Source organism: Croceicoccus sp. Ery5 (assembly GCF_020985325.1).
Lineage (GTDB): Bacteria > Pseudomonadota > Alphaproteobacteria > Sphingomonadales > Sphingomonadaceae > Croceicoccus.
This window is the reverse complement of sequence record NZ_CP087587.1, coordinates 120,680-138,181: the sequence shown is the minus strand read 5'-3', so window position 1 is coordinate 138,181 and position 17,502 is coordinate 120,680. Positions and strand designations below refer to the sequence as shown.

At 64.8% G+C, this 17,502-nt stretch carries 13 protein-coding genes; 4 read left to right on the top strand and 9 right to left on the bottom strand.

Going from position 1 to position 17,502, the window contains the following annotated elements:
* Positions 1-9: 9 nt before the first annotated feature.
* From LOZ74_RS00630 to LOZ74_RS00615, 4 genes are all read right to left on the bottom strand, one after another.
* On the bottom strand, positions 10-1,080 hold the full coding sequence (locus LOZ74_RS00630; protein ID WP_230292458.1) for a 50S ribosomal protein L11 methyltransferase: 1,071 nt from the start codon (positions 1,078-1,080) through the stop codon (positions 10-12).
* Positions 1,081-1,221: 141 nt separating this feature from the next.
* Complete coding sequence (gene hemH / locus LOZ74_RS00625) at positions 1,222-2,253, bottom strand: ferrochelatase (protein WP_230292457.1); 1,032 nt, start codon at positions 2,251-2,253, stop codon at positions 1,222-1,224.
* Positions 2,250-4,760 carry a molybdopterin cofactor-binding domain-containing protein gene (locus LOZ74_RS00620; RefSeq protein ID WP_230292456.1) on the bottom strand — a complete coding sequence of 837 codons (2,511 nt, stop codon included), beginning with the start codon at positions 4,758-4,760 and terminating at the stop codon, positions 2,250-2,252. The genes hemH and LOZ74_RS00620 overlap by 4 nt, the downstream gene beginning before the upstream one ends.
* Positions 4,757-5,767 carry an Mrp/NBP35 family ATP-binding protein gene (locus LOZ74_RS00615; RefSeq protein WP_230292455.1) on the bottom strand — a complete coding sequence of 337 codons (1,011 nt, stop codon included), beginning with the start codon at positions 5,765-5,767 and terminating at the stop codon, positions 4,757-4,759. The genes LOZ74_RS00620 and LOZ74_RS00615 overlap by 4 nt, the downstream gene beginning before the upstream one ends.
* Positions 5,768-5,929: 162 nt before the next feature.
* Between LOZ74_RS00615 and hflK the strand changes: the two genes are divergently transcribed.
* From hflK to LOZ74_RS00600, 3 genes are all read left to right on the top strand, one after another.
* Positions 5,930-7,123, top strand: coding sequence for a protease modulator HflK (gene hflK, locus LOZ74_RS00610; RefSeq protein ID WP_230292454.1), 1,194 nt, complete (start codon positions 5,930-5,932; stop codon positions 7,121-7,123).
* Positions 7,123-7,971 carry a protease modulator HflC gene (gene hflC / locus LOZ74_RS00605; protein WP_230292453.1) on the top strand — a complete coding sequence of 283 codons (849 nt, stop codon included), beginning with the start codon at positions 7,123-7,125 and terminating at the stop codon, positions 7,969-7,971. Before hflK ends, hflC begins: the two co-directional genes overlap by 1 nt.
* Before the next feature lie 146 nt (positions 7,972-8,117).
* Positions 8,118-9,641 (top strand): Do family serine endopeptidase, encoded by a 1,524-nt coding sequence (locus tag LOZ74_RS00600; RefSeq protein WP_230292452.1) that lies wholly within the window; start codon positions 8,118-8,120, stop codon positions 9,639-9,641.
* Positions 9,642-9,777: 136 nt separating this feature from the next.
* Here the strand turns inward: LOZ74_RS00600 and LOZ74_RS00595 are convergent, their stop codons facing one another.
* The 4 genes from LOZ74_RS00595 to LOZ74_RS00580 all read right to left on the bottom strand — a co-directional run bounded on the left by LOZ74_RS00595 (position 9,778) and on the right by LOZ74_RS00580 (position 14,148).
* Positions 9,778-12,069 carry a transglycosylase domain-containing protein gene (locus LOZ74_RS00595; protein ID WP_230292451.1) on the bottom strand — a complete coding sequence of 764 codons (2,292 nt, stop codon included), beginning with the start codon at positions 12,067-12,069 and terminating at the stop codon, positions 9,778-9,780.
* A gap of 134 nt (positions 12,070-12,203) precedes the next feature.
* Complete coding sequence (gene msrB / locus LOZ74_RS00590) at positions 12,204-12,620, bottom strand: peptide-methionine (R)-S-oxide reductase MsrB (protein ID WP_230292450.1); 417 nt, start codon at positions 12,618-12,620, stop codon at positions 12,204-12,206.
* Between the two features lie 26 nt (positions 12,621-12,646).
* Positions 12,647-13,141, bottom strand: a complete 495-nt coding sequence (locus tag LOZ74_RS00585) for an NfeD family protein (protein ID WP_230292449.1) — start codon at positions 13,139-13,141, stop codon at positions 12,647-12,649.
* Between the two features lie 11 nt (positions 13,142-13,152).
* The gene (locus LOZ74_RS00580) at positions 13,153-14,148 is read right to left on the bottom strand and encodes an SPFH domain-containing protein (protein WP_230292448.1); all 996 of its coding nucleotides are present in this window, start codon (positions 14,146-14,148) and stop codon (positions 13,153-13,155) included.
* A 186-nt stretch (positions 14,149-14,334) separates the two neighbouring features.
* Here LOZ74_RS00580 and LOZ74_RS00575 point away from each other — a divergent pair, with 186 nt between their 5' ends.
* Positions 14,335-15,855 carry an HWE histidine kinase domain-containing protein gene (locus LOZ74_RS00575; RefSeq protein ID WP_230292447.1) on the top strand — a complete coding sequence of 507 codons (1,521 nt, stop codon included), beginning with the start codon at positions 14,335-14,337 and terminating at the stop codon, positions 15,853-15,855.
* Between the two features lie 81 nt (positions 15,856-15,936).
* Here LOZ74_RS00575 and LOZ74_RS00570 read toward each other — a convergent pair whose 3' ends face one another.
* Positions 15,937-17,436 (bottom strand): arylsulfatase, encoded by a 1,500-nt coding sequence (locus LOZ74_RS00570; protein ID WP_230292446.1) that lies wholly within the window; start codon positions 17,434-17,436, stop codon positions 15,937-15,939.
* Between the last annotated feature and the right edge of the window lie 66 nt (positions 17,437-17,502).

Here is a 17,502-nt window from a genome sequence, read left to right as displayed (position 1 = left end):
CCGGCCCCGCTATGCCTTCCAGATCGAGATAGAGAGCGGATCGTGGCTGCCCTCTATCGCCAGCAGCGCGCCCGCTTCGGTCATGACGGGCCGGTCGAACGGATAGAATACCGGCCGCCAGTGCGATTTATACTCCGCGTCGGGCCGGTTTTCATAATCCACCTCTGCGTCCAGCCGGATGCGCAGCCATTGCGCCACACCATTGGCGGGGCCGCCCGTGCATTCCAGCATCAGCCGCGTGCTGCGCGCATCGGCCATCGCGGGATCGGTAAAATCAAAGGCGAACAGGGGCGCGGGCGCGCTGCGCATGACCAGATGTTCGTGATCCGCCCCCATGCGGCGCGGCGTGGTGATCAGCGGGTTGAACGCGCTGAGATCAAAGCCCGACACATCCTCGAACGCGTGGAAACTGTCCCACTCGCACAGGGCGACCATGATGTCCGCCGATTGCGGCACCATCCGCCCGCCCGGCCGCAACAAATGGCCCGCCGCATGTTTCATGGTCGGCTGCACGCCTTCCAGCAGCAGATTATTGGCCAGAATTTCGCCCACGATCACGTCGACGGGCCCGCCCAGATCGGCCTCTGCATCCAGATCGGTGGAGCAGCGGGGAATCACGCGGATACGGTCGGCCATGCCGTTTTGCGCCACGACCTGCGCGGCGGCATCGGCCAGCAGCGGGTCCATTTCGACCGCGATGACTTCGCGCGCACCCGCGCGCACCGCCATCATTGCCAACAGGCCCGATCCGGTGCCGATATCCAGCACACGGTCGCCGGGGCGGACATTGGCGGCGATGGCCCGTTCGAACGCATCGTTTCTCTGCCGGTCATGCAGCATCGACAAATGCCATGACGGGATGGCCCCGCCGATCTGCCCCCCGATGCTGCGGCGCAATTCGGACCCCTGCGGCGCGCAGTCGCGTGCGCGGAGCAACAGGGCGCGCGATTGTTCCCACATGCCCAGCCGCGACGCGCTTTTGGCGATGCCCAGCAAGCGGGCGGGATCGTCCCCGGCATTGCGCACGAACAGGTCGAAATTGGCGCGCAACCGGTTATGAGCGTCTGCGTCGAAACCCATAGGCATCCGTTCGAGAGTGCGACCCCTCTGGCGCATGATAGCAACGATCGATGCGCCTTCGGACGACTATTCCGGATGTGCGGGAGGCCTGTTCATGACATTTGCCGATAGATTGGTAACAGAACGGGTGGGCCCGATGGCCTAGATCCAACCCGCCAGCTCGCGGCGGACCAGTGCCTCCAGCATGTCCATCCCGGCCGCCCCGTCGTTCAGGCAGGACAAGGCGGCGAATTGCTCTCCCCCCGCGCCGGTGAACTGGTCGCGCCCCTGCATGGCAAGCTCTTCCAGCGTTTCGAGGCAGTCGGCGGAAAATCCGGGGGCCGCGACGGCCAGGCGTCTGGTGCCTGCCTTCGCTTCGGCCTCAAGCACCTGATCGGTCGCAGGTTCCAGCCATTTGGCCCGGCCAAAGCGGGACTGGAAGCTGACTTCGATACGCAGGTCCGGATGGGTCCGCGCCATGGCTTCGGCCAGCAGGCGCGCGGTCTTGCGGCATTGGCAGTGATAAGGATCGCCCAGATGCAATGTCCGTTCGGGCATGCCGTGATAGGACAGCAACAATACTTCGGGCATCCAGCCCAGCGCCGCGACCTGCCGCCCGATATCGGCATGCAGCGCCGCGATATAGGCCGGATCGTCGTGATAGGGAGGCAGGGTGCGGATAGCAGGCTGCCAGCGCATGCCGGCCATTGCGCGGCTCAGATGATCCACCGCCGTCGCGGTCGTCGCCGCCGAATATTGCGGATAGAGCGGCGCGAACAGGATGCGGTCGAAGCCCGCGTCTTTGAGCGCCTGAACCTTGTCGACGATCGCGGGCTTGCCATAGCGCATGGCCCAGTCGACCCTGATTGCATCGCCCATCCGTTGCTGCAACGCCTCTGCCTGCCGCCGCGTGATCGCCGCCAGGGGCGAGCCATCGTCGGTCCAGACCTGTTGATACGCATGGGCGGATTTCGCGGGCCGCGTGTTGAGGATGATGCCGCGCAGGATCGGCTGCCATGCGATGGGCGGAATTTCGACCACGCGCCGGTCGGACAGGAATTCGGCCAGATAGCGCTTTACCGCGCCCTTTTCCGCAGCATCGGGCGTGCCCAGATTGACCAGCAGCACCGCCACCCGTCCCACCGGCGCGGCGGGATGGTCGGCGGGACGCGAAAGGGGGGTGAGATTGCTCATCGCGCTATGCTTCCGTCGGGCAGCTCCACCGGCCCGTCATAATCGGGCGCGGCGGCATCGGGGGTGACGTCCTCGGCAGCCGGTTCGGCGATGCCACCTTCGGACTGGGCGGCAGGATCGGATGCGGCAGGGTCAGACGGGCCGGAACCGGATGGGGACCCCGAAACTTCGGCAATGCGGATCGGCATGGTGCGGTAACGGTTACCCGTCGCGGCGCGCAGCGCATTGGCGATCGCGGGCGCCGCGGCGACCACGCCGATTTCGCCCGGATCGAACGGCGGCGCATTGTTTTCGGCAAAACCCACGCTGATTTCGGGCATCCGCCCCAGCCCCGGCAGGTTCAGCGCCGCCAGCGTGCGTTCGCGCGGCAGGCCATTGTCGAACCCGACCGCCATGCCCAGTGCCAGCGACATGCCGTACAGCAGGCCGCCTTCAATCTGTTGCAGCGCCAGATCGTAATCCACGATGCGCCCGATATCGACATAGGCCGACAGGCCCGACACTTCGACGCCGCCTCCCGTCTCGCTCGACCCCAGACGCGCATTGGCGATCACCGCGATGAAACCGCCGCCGTCGGGCCGCCCGGCCGGATCGTCCATCTGCCAGCATGCCAGCCCCTCGCTGCTGCCGTCACTGCCGCCGTCCCAGCCCGCGATCTGCGCCACCCCTTGCAAACAGGCGAACAGGCGCGGATTGTTGCCCAGCATCGAAATGCGGAACGACAGGGGCTCCTCGCCATTGGCGCGGGCGATTTCGTCGACGAAGCACTCGCTGGCGAAACAGGGCCTGATCTCGCCATTGCCGCGCAGCCGTCCCGACGGAATGCCGACATCGGCGGACACGCAATCGACCAGCAATTCGGGAATGGCATAGGGCGGGCGGTGGCCCATCAGACTGGCGGGATCGGTGGTGCCTGCCGCCGTTTCCATCGCCGCCTCTGCGCGCAGGCCGTTATCCAGCCTTTCGTGCATCTCGCGGGCTGCGGGGGGCGCGGCGATGCGGCTGTGCCATGCGCGGATCGTGCCTTGCTGGCCGACCAGCGCGCGGCAGCCGATCCGCGCGGGCGGCAGGGGCAGGGCACGCAAATGCTCCTGCCAGCGTGAATAGGTCAGTTGCACCGGCCTGCCGATCGCATAGGCAATGGCCGCAACCTCGCGCGCGATGGCGATGTCCAGCCGCGCATCGAAACTGCCGCCCGCGCCCACGGGCAGCAGCACGACATCGGCTTCCTTGATGCCCAAAGCCTCGGCCGCGGCCCGGCGGGCGGCGCCGGGGGCCTGCGTCGCCATCCACAGCGACAGCCGCCCGTCGAGAAAACGGGCCGTGGCGCTGGCGGTTTCGATGGTGCCGTGGATCTGCGGGGCAAAGCTGTATTCCGCCTCGGTCACGCCCATCGATTGCAGCGCGGCGGCGGGGTCGGCCTGCTGGAACAGCACTTGCGGATCGCCTTCGGCCAGCGCCTGGTCCAACGCGCCGGCGATGCGCGTATCGTCGGGCAGGTCGCGGCCCGGGCGGAAACGCGGCTTCATCGCCTTCAGCGCCTTTTCCGCGGCCCATTGGCTGGCCCCGACACAGGCGAACCAGCCCTCCCCCTCGACCCGTCCCAGATAGCCGATGACCCGCCGCCCCGCATCGGCATCGAAACTGTCGAGCCTGCTGTCGGCCAGCGGGCCATGCGCGATGGCGGCGAACACCATGTCGGGCAGGCGGATATCGCCCGCGAAAGGATAGCTGCCGTCGACTTTCGACGGGACGTCCAGCCTGCCGAAATAGCCTGCATCGCCGGGGCCGGCATCGCCCGTCATTTCGGGCAGCGTCGCGGTTGCGGGATCGGGCAGCAAGGGCGCGGGATCGGGGGGCGACAATTGTGCCGCTTCGTCAACCAGCTCGCCAAAGCGCAGGCTTTTTTCACCGTGACGGATAAAGCCCGCCTCGGCCGTGCATTCCTCGTAATTCACGTCCCAGCGGTTGGCGGCGGCCATCGCCAGCACCGCGCGCACGGCGGCGGCGGCCTCGCGCAGTTCCTGTTCATAGGCCGCGATGCCGGTCCCTTCGGCCGTGGCCATCAGCCGTTCGGTTTCGGCATGGCGGCGGACCAGATAATCGTCCGGATCGTCCGCGGTGCCCAGAATATTGTCCGACCACAGGGCCGACCAGCGCGCCGCCAGCACCGGATCGGCATAGGCGGCGCTGATCGCGGCAGGCTCCACCGCCACCTGCCGCCAGTCCGCGCCCAGTTCCTGCGCGGCGATGCGCGGCAGCAGCGTGGTGACGCCCTGCCCCATTTCCAGCTGCGGCACGGCCACGGTCACCACGCCGTCGCGGCCCACTTTCAGCCATGCGTTGAATGCCTGTTCGCCATCGGCGGCAGGCAGGGGGACCGGATAATCGCGCGGCATCATCGCCCAGATCGCGATCAGCCCGCCGCCCGCCGCCGCGCCGATCAGCAGGTTGCGCCGCGTAAGATGCGGGCCGATTTTTGCGCGCAGTCCCGCCGTTCCGGTCATCGCACACCCTTTAGCAAACTATCCGCCAATGCGGCAAAGGCATCGGCAATCGGCCCTTCCCCGGCGGCAGGGGGCGTGCCTGCGTCGCTGGCGGTGCGGATGTCGATCGAAAGCGGGATGCGGCCCAGAAACGGATAGCCCAGCCGCTTTGCCTCTGCCTCTGCCCCGCCGGTGCCAAACGGGTCGCTCGCCTCTCCGCAATGGGGGCAAACATAGCCTGCCATATTCTCCACCACGCCCATGACGGGCACATCGGCCTTTTCGAAAAAGGCGATCGCGCGGGTGGCATCGATCAGCGCCAGATCCTGCGGCGTGGACACGATGACCGCGCCCGCTGGCTTGAATTTCTGGATCATCGTCAGCTGCACGTCGCCGGTGCCGGGCGGCAGGTCGATCACCAGATCGTCGATATCGCCCCAATCCGCTTCCAGCAGCTGGGTCAGCGCGCCTGCCGCCATCGGCCCGCGCCATGCGATGGCCTTCCCCGCCTCGACCAGCTGGCCCATTGACAGCATCGAGACGCCCCACCGGCTGTGCACGGGGATCAGCTGCTTGTCGCGCGCGGTTGGCTTTAGATCTTCTGCCGCCAGCAGTCGCGGCTGCGACGGGCCATAGATATCGGCATCGACCAGCCCGACCTTGCGCCCCTTGCGCGCCAGCGCCACCGCCAGATTGGCCGACAGGGTGGATTTGCCCACCCCGCCCTTGCCCGACCCGACCGCGATCAGGCGCGGGCCTTTCGGCGCGGCGGCAGGGGCGGCATCGCTTCGCTCGGCCATATGGGCAACGCGAATATCGCCCACATCCATATCCGCCAGCGCCGCGCGCACGTCGCGTTCCAGCGCATCGCGCGCCGCCGCGTCCATGCCGCCCGTTTCCAGCACAAGCGTCACCGCCCCCGTCGCGCCGACGCGCGCGCCCGCCAGCCGGTCACCGGCAATCGGGGCAAGGCGGGACTGTATCGCGGCGAGAGGGTTCGGCACAGGGTCGTTTGCTTGATCGGACATGCGCCCTGCACTGGCAGCTTGATGCGAAAAATCCAATGGCACAAAAACGATTTCGCCCATCGCATTTGTCGCAAGCGGCCCGCGACGCGCATTTTTGAACCCGCCACGCTTTTTGAAACGCGGCCCCTGTTTTTATCGCCCCGCATACCTATAAGGATAGGCATGAAAGAGATGGGCGGGTCCTTGAAGGACGCAATATTGGGCATGGTCGGTCGCAATCCCTGGGGATCGGCCGGCGGCGGCAGCGACGAACCGCCTTCGGGCGACAATTCCAATGGAGGCGACGCGCCTGCATCGGACGGTGACGGCACACCGCCTGCAAAGCCTGCGTCAAAGCCAAAGAATCCTTGGCTGCCCGAAGGGGGCGCCGGTGCCGCGGGCGGCCCGCGCCGCGCCGCCAATATCGAGGATCTGTTCGGACGCCGCGGCCAGCGCGGCGGCGGCCCAAGCGGCGGCGGGGGCGGCAATTTCCCCCGCATGCCACAGGCACCGGGCGGGAAAAGCTGGGTGCCGCTGGTCGTTGTGGCCGTAGCGGCGCTGTGGCTCCTTATCACCAGTTTCCACATGATCGATCCCAAGGAACAGGGGATCGTCACCACCTTTGGCAAATATGAAAAAACGCTCAGCCCGGGTGTGTCCTTCACCCTGCCATGGCCGATCCAGCAGGTCGATGTAGAGGATGTCACTTCCATCCGGCGCGACACCATTCCCGAGGGAGAGGGTGAGAAGCTGATGCTGACGGGCGACCAGAACCTTGTCGACCTGTCCTATCTGATCCGCTGGAACATCAAGGATCTGAAGCTCTATAAATTCCAGCTGGCCGAACCGGACGAGACGGTGAAGGAAGTGGCCGAGGCCGCGATGCGCGCTTCGGTGGCAGAGGTGACGCTGGATCAGGCCCTGTCGGGTTCGGGCCGCGCAGAGATCGAGCGCAGCGTCGCCGTCAATATGCAGGCGCTGCTCGATGCATATCGCGCGGGCATCAATATCCAGGGTGTCGAAATCAAAAAGGCCGATCCGCCGGGTCAGGTGATCGACAGCTTCCGCAAGGTGCTGTCCGCCCAGCAAGAGGCCGAGGCCGACATCAACCGCGCGCGCGCATGGGCCGAACAGGTCACCGCCCGCGCCGAGGGTGAGGCGCAGGAGTTCAACGAGGTGTACCAGCAATATCGTCTGGCCCCCGAAGTGACCCGCCGCCGCATGTATTACGAAACGATGGAGCGCGTCTTGCGCGAGACTGACAAGACCGTGGTCGAAGCCGATGGCGTCGTCCCCTATCTGCCGCTGCCCGAAGCACGGCGCGGCAGCCGCGCGGCGACCGCGCAGGCGCCCCGGACCACGCAGGAGTCGAACTGATGGACGCGATCTGGGAACGCTGGAAACTGGCGATCATCGGCGGCGCCATCGCAGTGGCGGTGGCCCTGTCCTCCTTTATCGTGGTGCCCGAAACCATGCAGGCCGTGATCATCCGCACGGGTGAGCCGGTGCGCGTGGCCAACCGGTTCCGCCCCAATGCCGATTTCGGCCATACCGGCGCGGGCATCGTCTATCGCCTGCCGATTTTCGAACGCGTCGTCTGGGTGTCGAAACAGGTGATGGATGTCGACATGCAGCGGCAGGAAGTGCTGAGCCGCGACCAGCGCAGGCTGGAAGTCGACGCCTATGCGCGGTTCCGTATCATCGATCCGGTTCTGATGGTCGAAACCGCCGGCAGCACCGACCGCGTGGCCGAAGCCTTGCAGCCGATCCTGAATTCGGTTCTGCGGCAAAGGCTGGGCACGCGCAGCTTTCAGGCGCTGATCACTGCCGAACGCAGCGCCGCCATGGACGAGATCCGGCAGGGTCTGGACAAGGAAGCGCGCGAATATGGGGCACAGGTCATCGATGTGCGCATCAAGCGCGCCGATTTGCCCGAAGGGCCGCTGGAAACCGCCTTTACCCGCATGGAAACCGCGCGCGAGCAGGAATCGCTGACCATTCGGGCGCAGGGCGCGAAACGCGCGCAGATCATCCGCGGCGAGGCGCAGGCCGAAGCGGCCAAGACCTATGCCGATGCGTTCAACCAGGACCCCGAATTCTACGATTTCTATCGCGCCATGCAAAGCTATGACGCCGTGTTCGCCGATGACAGCGTGGGCAGCGAAAGCTCTATCATCATGTCGCCGGACAACGAATATCTGCGCCAGTTCCGGGGCCGCCGTTAATCCGGCGCCCGGATTTGGCATAAGGGCGCGTTTATTCAATCGGCGTTCAGGGCGCGTGGCGTGAATGGAAAATTACGGGTTCGCACCCATATATCGAAAAACCGCCACACGAATTCATGAATCCAGATTTCAAGAGGACCAAAATCGTGCGTTACGCCTATTCGGTCACTGCCGCGCTGCTTGCTGGCGGCGCAGCCCTGTCCTTCGCCACCGGATTTCCCGCCGGTGCGCAAGTCGCCCAGAACGACGATGCGTCGATCAACCGCGTGGTGCCCCGTTCGGGCGCGCCCGCCAGCTTTGCCGACCTGACCGCGCAATTGCAGCCTGCGGTGGTCAATATCTCCACCCGCCAGCGTGTGCAGGTGGCGAATAATCCGTTCGCGGGCACCCCGTTCGAGGGGCTGTTCGGCGGCGGGCAAAGCCAGACGCGCGAGGCGCAGTCGCTCGGCTCGGGCTTTATCATCAGCGCCGACGGCTATGTGGTCACCAACAACCACGTGATTTCGGTGCAGGGCAATGGCGAGCTGGAATCGATCACCGTCACCATGCCCGACGGCGCGGAATACGATGCCGAACTGGTCGGCAAGGATCCCGAATCCGACCTCGCCGTGCTGAAGATCAGCGGCGACAGGGATTTCCCCTTCGTCGAATTCGGATCGTCGAGCGATGCGCGCGTGGGCGACTGGATCATCGCCATCGGCAATCCGTTCGGCCTGGGCGGCACGGTCACCAGCGGAATCATTTCCGCCGTGTTCCGCAACACCAATTCGGGCGGCATCTATGACCGCTATCTGCAGACCGACGCCGCGATCAACCGCGGCAATTCGGGCGGCCCGATGTTCGACATGCAGGGTAATGTGATCGGCATCAACAATGCCATCTTCTCGCCCACCGGCGGCAGCGTGGGCATCGGCTTTGCCATTCCCGCCGACACCGCCGCCCCCATCGTGAAAAAGCTGATCGCGGGCCAGACGATCGAGCGTGGCTATCTGGGCATCCAGATCAACCCCGTGACCGACGATCTGGCGTCCTCGCTGGGCTTGCAGAAGAATCGCGGCGAATTCGTGCAGTCGGTCGTACCCGGCGGCGCGGCGGATCAGGCAGGGCTGAAGCCCGGCGACGTCGTGCTGAAGGTCGCGGGCAAGGATATCACGCCCGACCAGACGCTGAGCTATACGGTCGCCAATATCGAACCCGGCACGCGCGTCCCGATCGAGGTGCTGCGCAACGGCAAGCGCATGAACCTGACCGCGACGGTCGGCCTGCGCCCCAGCCAGGAAGAGCTGGCCAACAGCTTCAGCAACCAGAGCGAGGATGACGACGAAGGCTTCGGCAATCCCGGCACTGGCGGCGAGCAGGAATATATCGCCGAAAAGCTGGGCGTGTCGGCCATTCCGCTGACGGCCGAAATCCGCCGCCAGCTGGGCGTCAGCGCCGATCTGCAAGGCATGGTGATCGCCGCCGTCAACGGCAGTTCCGACGCCGCGCAAAAGGGGCTGCGTCGCGGCGACATCATCCTGTCGGCCAATTATCAGGACGTCAGCACCGTGGCCCAGCTGGAAGCTGCCGTGCGCGCCGCCGAAAAGGACAGCCGCGATGCAGTGCTGCTGCGCGTGCAGCGGCGCGGCCAGCCTGCGGTGTACCTGCCGATCCGGCTGTCGCGGGGCTGATCACCGCGCCGCGCCCAGACGGGCCAGTCAGGACGGGCCAGTTAAGACGGGCCCGTTAAAAACCAGCCATAAAAAAGGGCCGCTCCGGCAACGGGGCGGCCCTTTCGCATTGGGGCGGATCAGAGGTCCGGCCGACCTAGTTCGTCGGTGCGGGCCGGATTTCGACCACCTTGGGCTGCGCTTGCCGCGTCGGGGTGATCACTTGCTGCTGCTGCACCTGTTGCTGGCCCGATCCCGACCCCGGCGGCGCATCGCGGCGCAGGTTCTGTTCCTGCCTGCCCGTCGCGCGGTCGAGGAAGTCCTGATCGATGCCGCGCGGCTGTTCGGGCTGCCGCCCATTATCCTGGCCGCGCTCGGAGGGCGGGGTATTGCCGTAGCCTTCGGGATAGCCATTGTCGTAATAGCCGTCGCGGTAGCCGTCGGGCCCGTAACCCGCCGCATCGCCGGGGCGCGAACCGTCATCGGGCGGCGCGCGGTAATCGCGGCCATAGGGGTCGATGGGATTCCCCTCCTCGTCGAAGAAATAGTAATCGCCGCCCTCGCCGCCGAACCATGCCTCGTCATCGGGCTCCAGCTGCCATTCGGGCATGGTCAGCTCGGTCGTGAATTCCTCGACCGGGCGTTTGGCCGTCGCAACCCGCATATAGGCCGCCCATGCCCGCGCGGGCGCGGTGCCGCCCTGCAATCCGGCCACGCGCGAATTATCGTCCTTGCCCATCCACACGCCGGTGGTGATGCCGCTGGAAAAGCCCATGAACCAGCCGTCCTTGTTGGAACTGGTCGTGCCGGTCTTGCCCGCTGCAGGCCGCCCGATCTGCGCCGCACGGCCCGTGCCGGTGTTCACCGCCGTTTGCAGCAGATCGGTCATTTGCGCCGCCACATAGGGCGCGACCAGCTGGTCCTGCCGCCCGCGCTTGCGTTCATACAGCAGGTCGCCGTCCGCCGTGGTAACGCGCGTGATGCCATAGGGTTCGACCGAACGCCCTTCGGCCTGAACGGCGGCGAAGGCACCGGTCAACTCGATCAGGCGAACCTCCGATGCGCCCAGCACCATCGACGGATAGGTGCTGATCGGGCTGGTGATGCCGAAACGGCGCGCCATGCTGGCCACCGTGCCGAAACTGACCGACTGGCCCAGCTGTGCCGCCACCGTGTTCTTGGAATAGGCAAAGGCCGCGCGCACGTCGATCTTGCCCGCATAGGTTCCGCCCGAATTACGCGGGGTCCAGCCGTCGATGGTGATCTGCCGGTCATAGACGGGCGTGTCGGGGGTATAGCCCGCTTCCAGCGCGGCGAGATAGACGAACAGCTTCCACGCGGAACCCGGCTGGCGCTGGGCCTGCGTGGCGCGGTTGTAATTGCTTTCGACGTAATCGGTGCCGCCCACCAGCGCCAGCACTGCGCCGTCGCGGTCAAGGCTGACCAGCGCGCCCTGCGCCCCGCCCGGAACGTTGGATTTCACTGCCGTGGTCGCCGCGCGCTGCATGCCGACATCCAGCGTGGTCCACACCTCGATCGGTTCGAAACTGTCGGGCACCAGAAAATCGAGCTGCGGCAGCACCCAATCGGTGAAATAGCGGACCGAGTTCTGGCCGTGATCCTCTTTCAGCTTCACCGTGCTGACGTCGATACGGTCCGCTTCGGCCCCGCTGATATAGCCTTCCTGCTGCATCAGCCGCAGGACGATGGCCGCACGCGCTACGGCCGCATCGGCATCGGCCGTAGGGGAATAGCGCGACGGCGCCTTGACCAGACCCGCGATGATCGCTGCCTCTGCCGGTTCGAGCTGGGTGGCCGGATGGCTGAAGAACAGACGGCTGGCCGAATCGATGCCATAGGCACCGCCGCCGAAATAGACCTTGTTCAGATAAAGCTCGAGGATCTGGTCCTTCGAGAATTTCTGTTCCAGCGCCAATGCAAGGATCGCCTCGCGCGCCTTGCGGTCGAAAGTCTTGTTGTTGTTAAGGAAGATATTGCGCGCCAGCTGCTGCGTGATCGTCGATCCGCCTTGCCGCCACACGCCCTTTTCCACGCGCACCATCAGCGAACGGGCGACGCCGATGGGATCGACGCCGTAATGCGAATAGAAACGGCGGTCTTCCACCGCGACCATCGCATCCTTCATCACTTGCGGGATTTCGCCCGAATCCAGCCATTCGCCATAGCTGGGGCCGATCGACACCAGTTCGCGCCCGTCGCGCGCGCGCACGACGATCATCTGGCCATGTTCGCTGGCCTTCAAGGTCGAATAGCTGGGCAGCGAGCGCATGGTGACCATCACCGCCAGCACCAGACCGATGGCCGCCAGCACGCCGATGCCGACCAGCACCGTCAGAATACGCAGCCACCAGCGCTTTTTCGGTTTCTCTGAATGACGCGGCCGTCCGCCTGCACTATTCGACGAACGCCGCTTGCCGTTTCTGGCCATTACCCGCCTATCAACTCATCGGTGCCGCATCGCGCGCAGCCCCGTCCAAACAGACATGGCGATGCGATATGCAGGCAGAACCCATGCTGAACAGGGTTACCGATACGGGAACCCCGTTCAAGCGGGCGGGGCGATCAATCTTCTGTTTTCTGGCTGTCCGCCTGTTCGAAATCCAGCGCCACGCTGTTCATGCAATAGCGCAGGCCCGTGGGTCGCGGGCCGTCGGGAAAGACATGGCCCAAATGCCCGTCGCAACTGGCGCAGCGGATCTCGGTGCGCACCATGCCGTGGCTGGTATCGGTAATCTCGCGCACCGCATCGGCGCTGACGGGCTGGAAAAAGCTGGGCCAGCCCGACCCGCTTTCATATTTGGTGTCCGATGTGAACAAAGGCGCGTGGCATCCGGCACAGCGGTACAAGCCATCGTCGTCATTGTGGTAAAGCGCGCCCGCGAATGCCCGTTCGGTGCCGCCTTCGCGCAGCACGCGATATTGTTCGGGGGTCAGCCTTTCGCGCCATTCGCTGTCGGGCAGATCAAGCTTTTCAGCCATCGTTGATCCTTTCGCCGCCCGCGCCCTTACGGCAGGGCTGGCGGCACTTGAGTGGGTGAGCCCGCGATATGGGAAGCATCGGCAGGGCCGACAAGCAGCACTGCCCCGTCGTGCCCCGTCACCACCAGCCGCGCGCCGACCTGTGCATCGGGGCCGCGCGCGATCCATTCGCTGTCGCCGTGTTTCACCCGCCCGCTACCGCCGCTGATCGCAGTGGTTACGACCACCGCCTCGCCCACCAGCCGCGCGCCGCGGTCATTCATCAACGGGTCGCTGCTTTCGATGGGGTGCATCGACAGCCAGTGCCGCGCGGCGACGACCGACATGCCCGAAAACACCGCGAAGATCAGCACTTGTATGGCAACCGCCAGATCGGCCACCCCCACCACCAGCGCCGTGGCAAAGGCGGCCAGCCCCAGCCAGATCAGGAAATAGCCGGGCGCCAGCATTTCCGCCGTCAGCAGCAATGCACCCAGAATCAGCCACAGCCAGTGATGATCGATGCCGTCGAAAATGCCCATAGAAGTAAATCCTATCCCGAACGCGGCACACCGCTGCCCGTATAGGGACGCTGCGGCGGCTGGGGCGTTTGCGGCGGCACACCGGCCTGCACATTGCCCGACCCGCTGCCCACGGCATCGCGCACCAGCTCTCCGATCCCGCCCAGAGTGCCGATCAGCTGCGTCGCCTCGACAGGGAACAGGATCGTCTTGGCATTGGGGCTGGTCGCGAAATCGCCCACGGCCTCGACATATTTCTGCGCCACGAAATAGTTCAGCGCCTGCGTGCCCGATGTCGCGATGGCGTCCGATACGACCCGCGTCGCCTCTGCCTCGGCCTGTGCCTGCCGTTCGCGCGCCTCGGCATCGCGAAAGGCGGATTCGCGGCGGCCCTCCGCTTCGAGGATGCGCGATTGCTTTTGCCCCTCGGCGCGCAGGATCGCGCTGGCGCGGTCGCCCTCCGCCTCGAGGATTTCGGCGCGCTTCAGGCGTTCGGCCTTCATCTGGCGGGCCATGGCTTCGGAAATATCGACCGGCGGGCGGATATCCTTGATCTCGACCCGCGTGATCTTCACGCCCCACGGGCTGGTCGCATGATCGACCACCGACAGCAGCCGCGCATTGATGTCGTCACGCTGCGACAGCGTTTCGTCCAGATCCATCGACCCCATCACCGTGCGCAGGTTCGTGGTCGTCAGCGCCATGATCGCATTATGCAGGCCCGACACTTCATAGGCCGCCTTGCCCGCATCCAGCACCTGAAAGAACACCACCGCGTCGACGCCGACCATGGCATTGTCCTTGGTGATGATTTCCTGCCCCGGGATATCGAGCACCTGTTCCATCATGTTGATCTTGTGCCCGACACGGTCGACCAGCGGCACGATCAGATGCATGCCGGGATGCGCGGCATTGGTGAAACGGCCCAGCCGTTCGATCGTATAGACATGCCCCTGTCGCACCACGCGCACGCTGGTGACCAGCAGGATCACCACGAACACCAGCACCGCGATTATGGTCGCTTCCATGATTTTTCCGCCCCCTTATTGCGAATTCTTGCGCCAAACCGCCCCCTTTGCGGCCCGTTTGCGCGCATCATGCGCAGTTTTCCCGCGCTTTTCCAGCCAAAGCGGGCCGAACAGGGGCTGGCCGACACAATATGTCACCAAGGTCTTATTTCCCTTTGGCCGGAAGATGGCTAGAAAGGGGTAGCAATGGCTTATGGCGATATCACCCGCAGCCCCGCCGCCAGCGGTGAGGCACAGTCGGCGCGCGAGCAACAACGGCTCGACGCATTGGCGGAGTATGAGGTTCTCGACAGCGAGGCCGAGCAGGCCTTCGACGAGATTGTCTTCATCGCCAAGACCGTCTGCAATGCCCCCACCGCGCTGATCAGCCTGGTGGAACGGGACCGGCAATGGTTCAAGGCGCGCGTCGGCCTCGACGCCTGCCAGACCCCGATCGAACAATCGGTCTGCGCCCATGGCATGCACAGCACCGAACTGCTGGTGATTCCCGATCTGACGGCGGATGCGCGGACCAGGGACAACGCGCTCGTCACCGCAAAGGATGGCGTGCGGTTCTATGCGGGCGCGCCGCTGGTGACGCCTGCGGGCGTGGTGATCGGCATGCTGTGCGTTCTGGATGGCGTGCCGCGCCCCGGCGGGCTGGACCCGACGCAAAAGCGCATTTTAAAGGCGCTGGCGGGGCAAGTGGTGGACCAGTTGGAACTGCGCAAATCGCTGCGCGCCGCCGCGCGCGAGGTGGAGCAGCACCGGTCGCAGACCGAAGTGCTGCGCAATGCCAGCAAACGCCTGCAACTGGCCGAGGAAGCGGGCAATGTCGGCGCGTTCGAACTGAATATCGACACCCGCATGGTCAAGGTCAGCCCCGAATTCTGCCGCATCTACGGCTTTGACAATGTCGAGACGATTCACGGCGGCGCGATCGGCGACCGGCGCAAGATCCCGGCCGACAAGCGGGTCGAGGAAAGCAGCATGGCGGACCCCGACCGGCAAGTGGTCGAGGAATACGAGATTATCCGCGCCAATGACGGTGCGGTGCGCTGGGTGGAAATGCGCGCCCGCTATGTCCCGCCCGAAAACGGCGCTGCGCCCGCCTTTGTCGGGATCGTCACCGATGTGACCGAACAGCACGCCGTAAATGAAGAAATTGCCCACCGGCTGAAAAACACGCTGGCGCTGGTGCAGGCGGTGGCGGGCCATACGTTGCGCGATATTCCCGATCCCGGCCCCGTGCGCGAATTCAACCGCCGCGTCGCCGCGCTGGCTACTGCGCATGATCTGCTGCTCAGGCGCAGCCGCTCTTCGGGCCGGTTGCAGGAACTGGCGCGCAGCGTGTTCAGCAAGCTGGGTATCGACCAGCGGGTCACCATGCTGGGCCATGATTGCGAAATGGGATCGCGCCCCGTGCTGACCCTGTCGATGATCCTGCACGAGCTGGGCACCAATGCGATGAAATATGGCGCGCTGTCGGTGCCGGACGGCACGGTCGAGCTGAACGCCTGTATCGAAGCGGGGGAAGACGAGGCGCCGTGGCTGATCCTGCGCTGGTGCGAAACCGGCGGGCCGCCGGCAAGGGAGCCGGCGTCCAAGGGGCTGGGCACGCGGCTGATCGAACGCGGCATCGATCCCGAGGGCAAGGTCGACATGCGCTTTGGCGAGGACGGCTTTGGCCTGACCCTGTCCGCGCCCATGGCCAATCTGGCCAAATAGCCTTTCGCAAGGCCCGAAGCGCGCAAACGAAAACGGGCCCCGCAAGGCGAGGCCCGTTTCCTGTTTCAACCGCTGGCCCGATCAGGCGCCGCCGGTCGCGGCATCGGTCATCGTTGCCATCACCTTTTCGAGGTTGAAGCTGCCTGCCTTCTGGCTTGGCGGGAATTCCTTCAACGTTTCAAGGAACTTGCCGATGATCCCCTGCATGGGAACCAGAATAAAGGCGCGGTCCAGATACCAGTCCCAATAGGAATTCGACGTCACATCCGCGAATTCATAGGGGTCGGTGCGCAGGTTGAACAATTTGGGAATGCGGCCCGTGACGAACGGTTCGCCCCAAATCTGCAACGTGCCCTGACAGCGCTGTTCCATGAACAGGGCTTTCCAGTTGTCGACGCGCAGGGCCGCGACCTCGCCTTCGTCGGTCCAGTAAATAAAGCCCTGACGCGGCGATTTCTCGCCCTTGGTCAGATGCCCGACCATCGAATGACCGTCGAGGTGGACCTTGTACTTGTAACCGTCCATCTCGTGACCGGCCTTTAGCTTGCCGGTAATGTCGTCGATCCCCGCCATTTCGGCAAAGGTCGGCAGCCAGTCGAGGTGCGAGACAATATCGTTCGACACCTGGCCCGGCTCGATATGGCCCGGCCACTTGACCATGGCGGGCACGCGATAGGCGCCTTCCCAGCTGGTGTTCTTTTCCGAACGGAACGGCGTGGTGCCTGCATCCGGCCAGCTGTTGCGGTGCGGGCCGTTGTCGGTCGAATACATCACGAAGGTATTATCGGTGATGCCCAGCTCGTCGAGCAGCTTGAGCATTTCGCCGATGGCCTTGTCATGGTCGATCATCACATCGTGATATTCGGACTGCCAGCGACCGGCCTGTCCGCGGCTTTCCGGCTTGGGATGGGTGCGGAAATGCATGTGGGTGGTGTTGAACCAGACAAAGAAGGGTTCACCCGATTCCACGGTCTTGCGGATAAAGGCAGTCGCCTTTTCGACCACTTCGTCATCGATGGTTTCCATCCGCTTTTTCGTCAGCGGGCCGGTATCCTCGATCGACTGGCCGCCCTTGCCGTCGGCATGGCAATGCAGCACGCCGCGCGGGCCATAGTTCTTTTTGAAGTCGGGGAAGTCTTCGGGCTTGGGATAGTCGGGGTTTTCCGGCTCTTCCTCGGCATTCAAATGATAGAGATTGCCGAAGAACTCGTCGAAACCGTGCATGGTGGGCAGGTGTTCGTCACGGTCGCCCAGGTGGTTCTTGCCGAACTGGCCCGTGGCGTAACCGGCCGATTTCAAAACCGTCGCGATCGTCGGATTCTGTTTCAGCATGCCTTCCTTGGCGCCGGGCATGCCCACCTTGGTCAGGCCGGTGCGAACGCCGTTCTGGCCCATGATAAAGCTGGCGCGGCCCGCCGTGCAGCTTTGTTCGGCATAGTAATCGGTGAACGCCATGCCCTGTTCGGCAATGGAGTCGATGTTGGGCGTTTTATAGCCCATCATGCCCTTGGTGAAGAAACTGATATTGGACTGCCCGATGTCATCCCCCCACAGGATGAGTATATTGGGTTGCTTGGCCATTTCATGCTCCTGCTTTTTATGCGGCGGCATTCTTGCGCGACCTGACCGAATCCGGCGGCGGCGAGC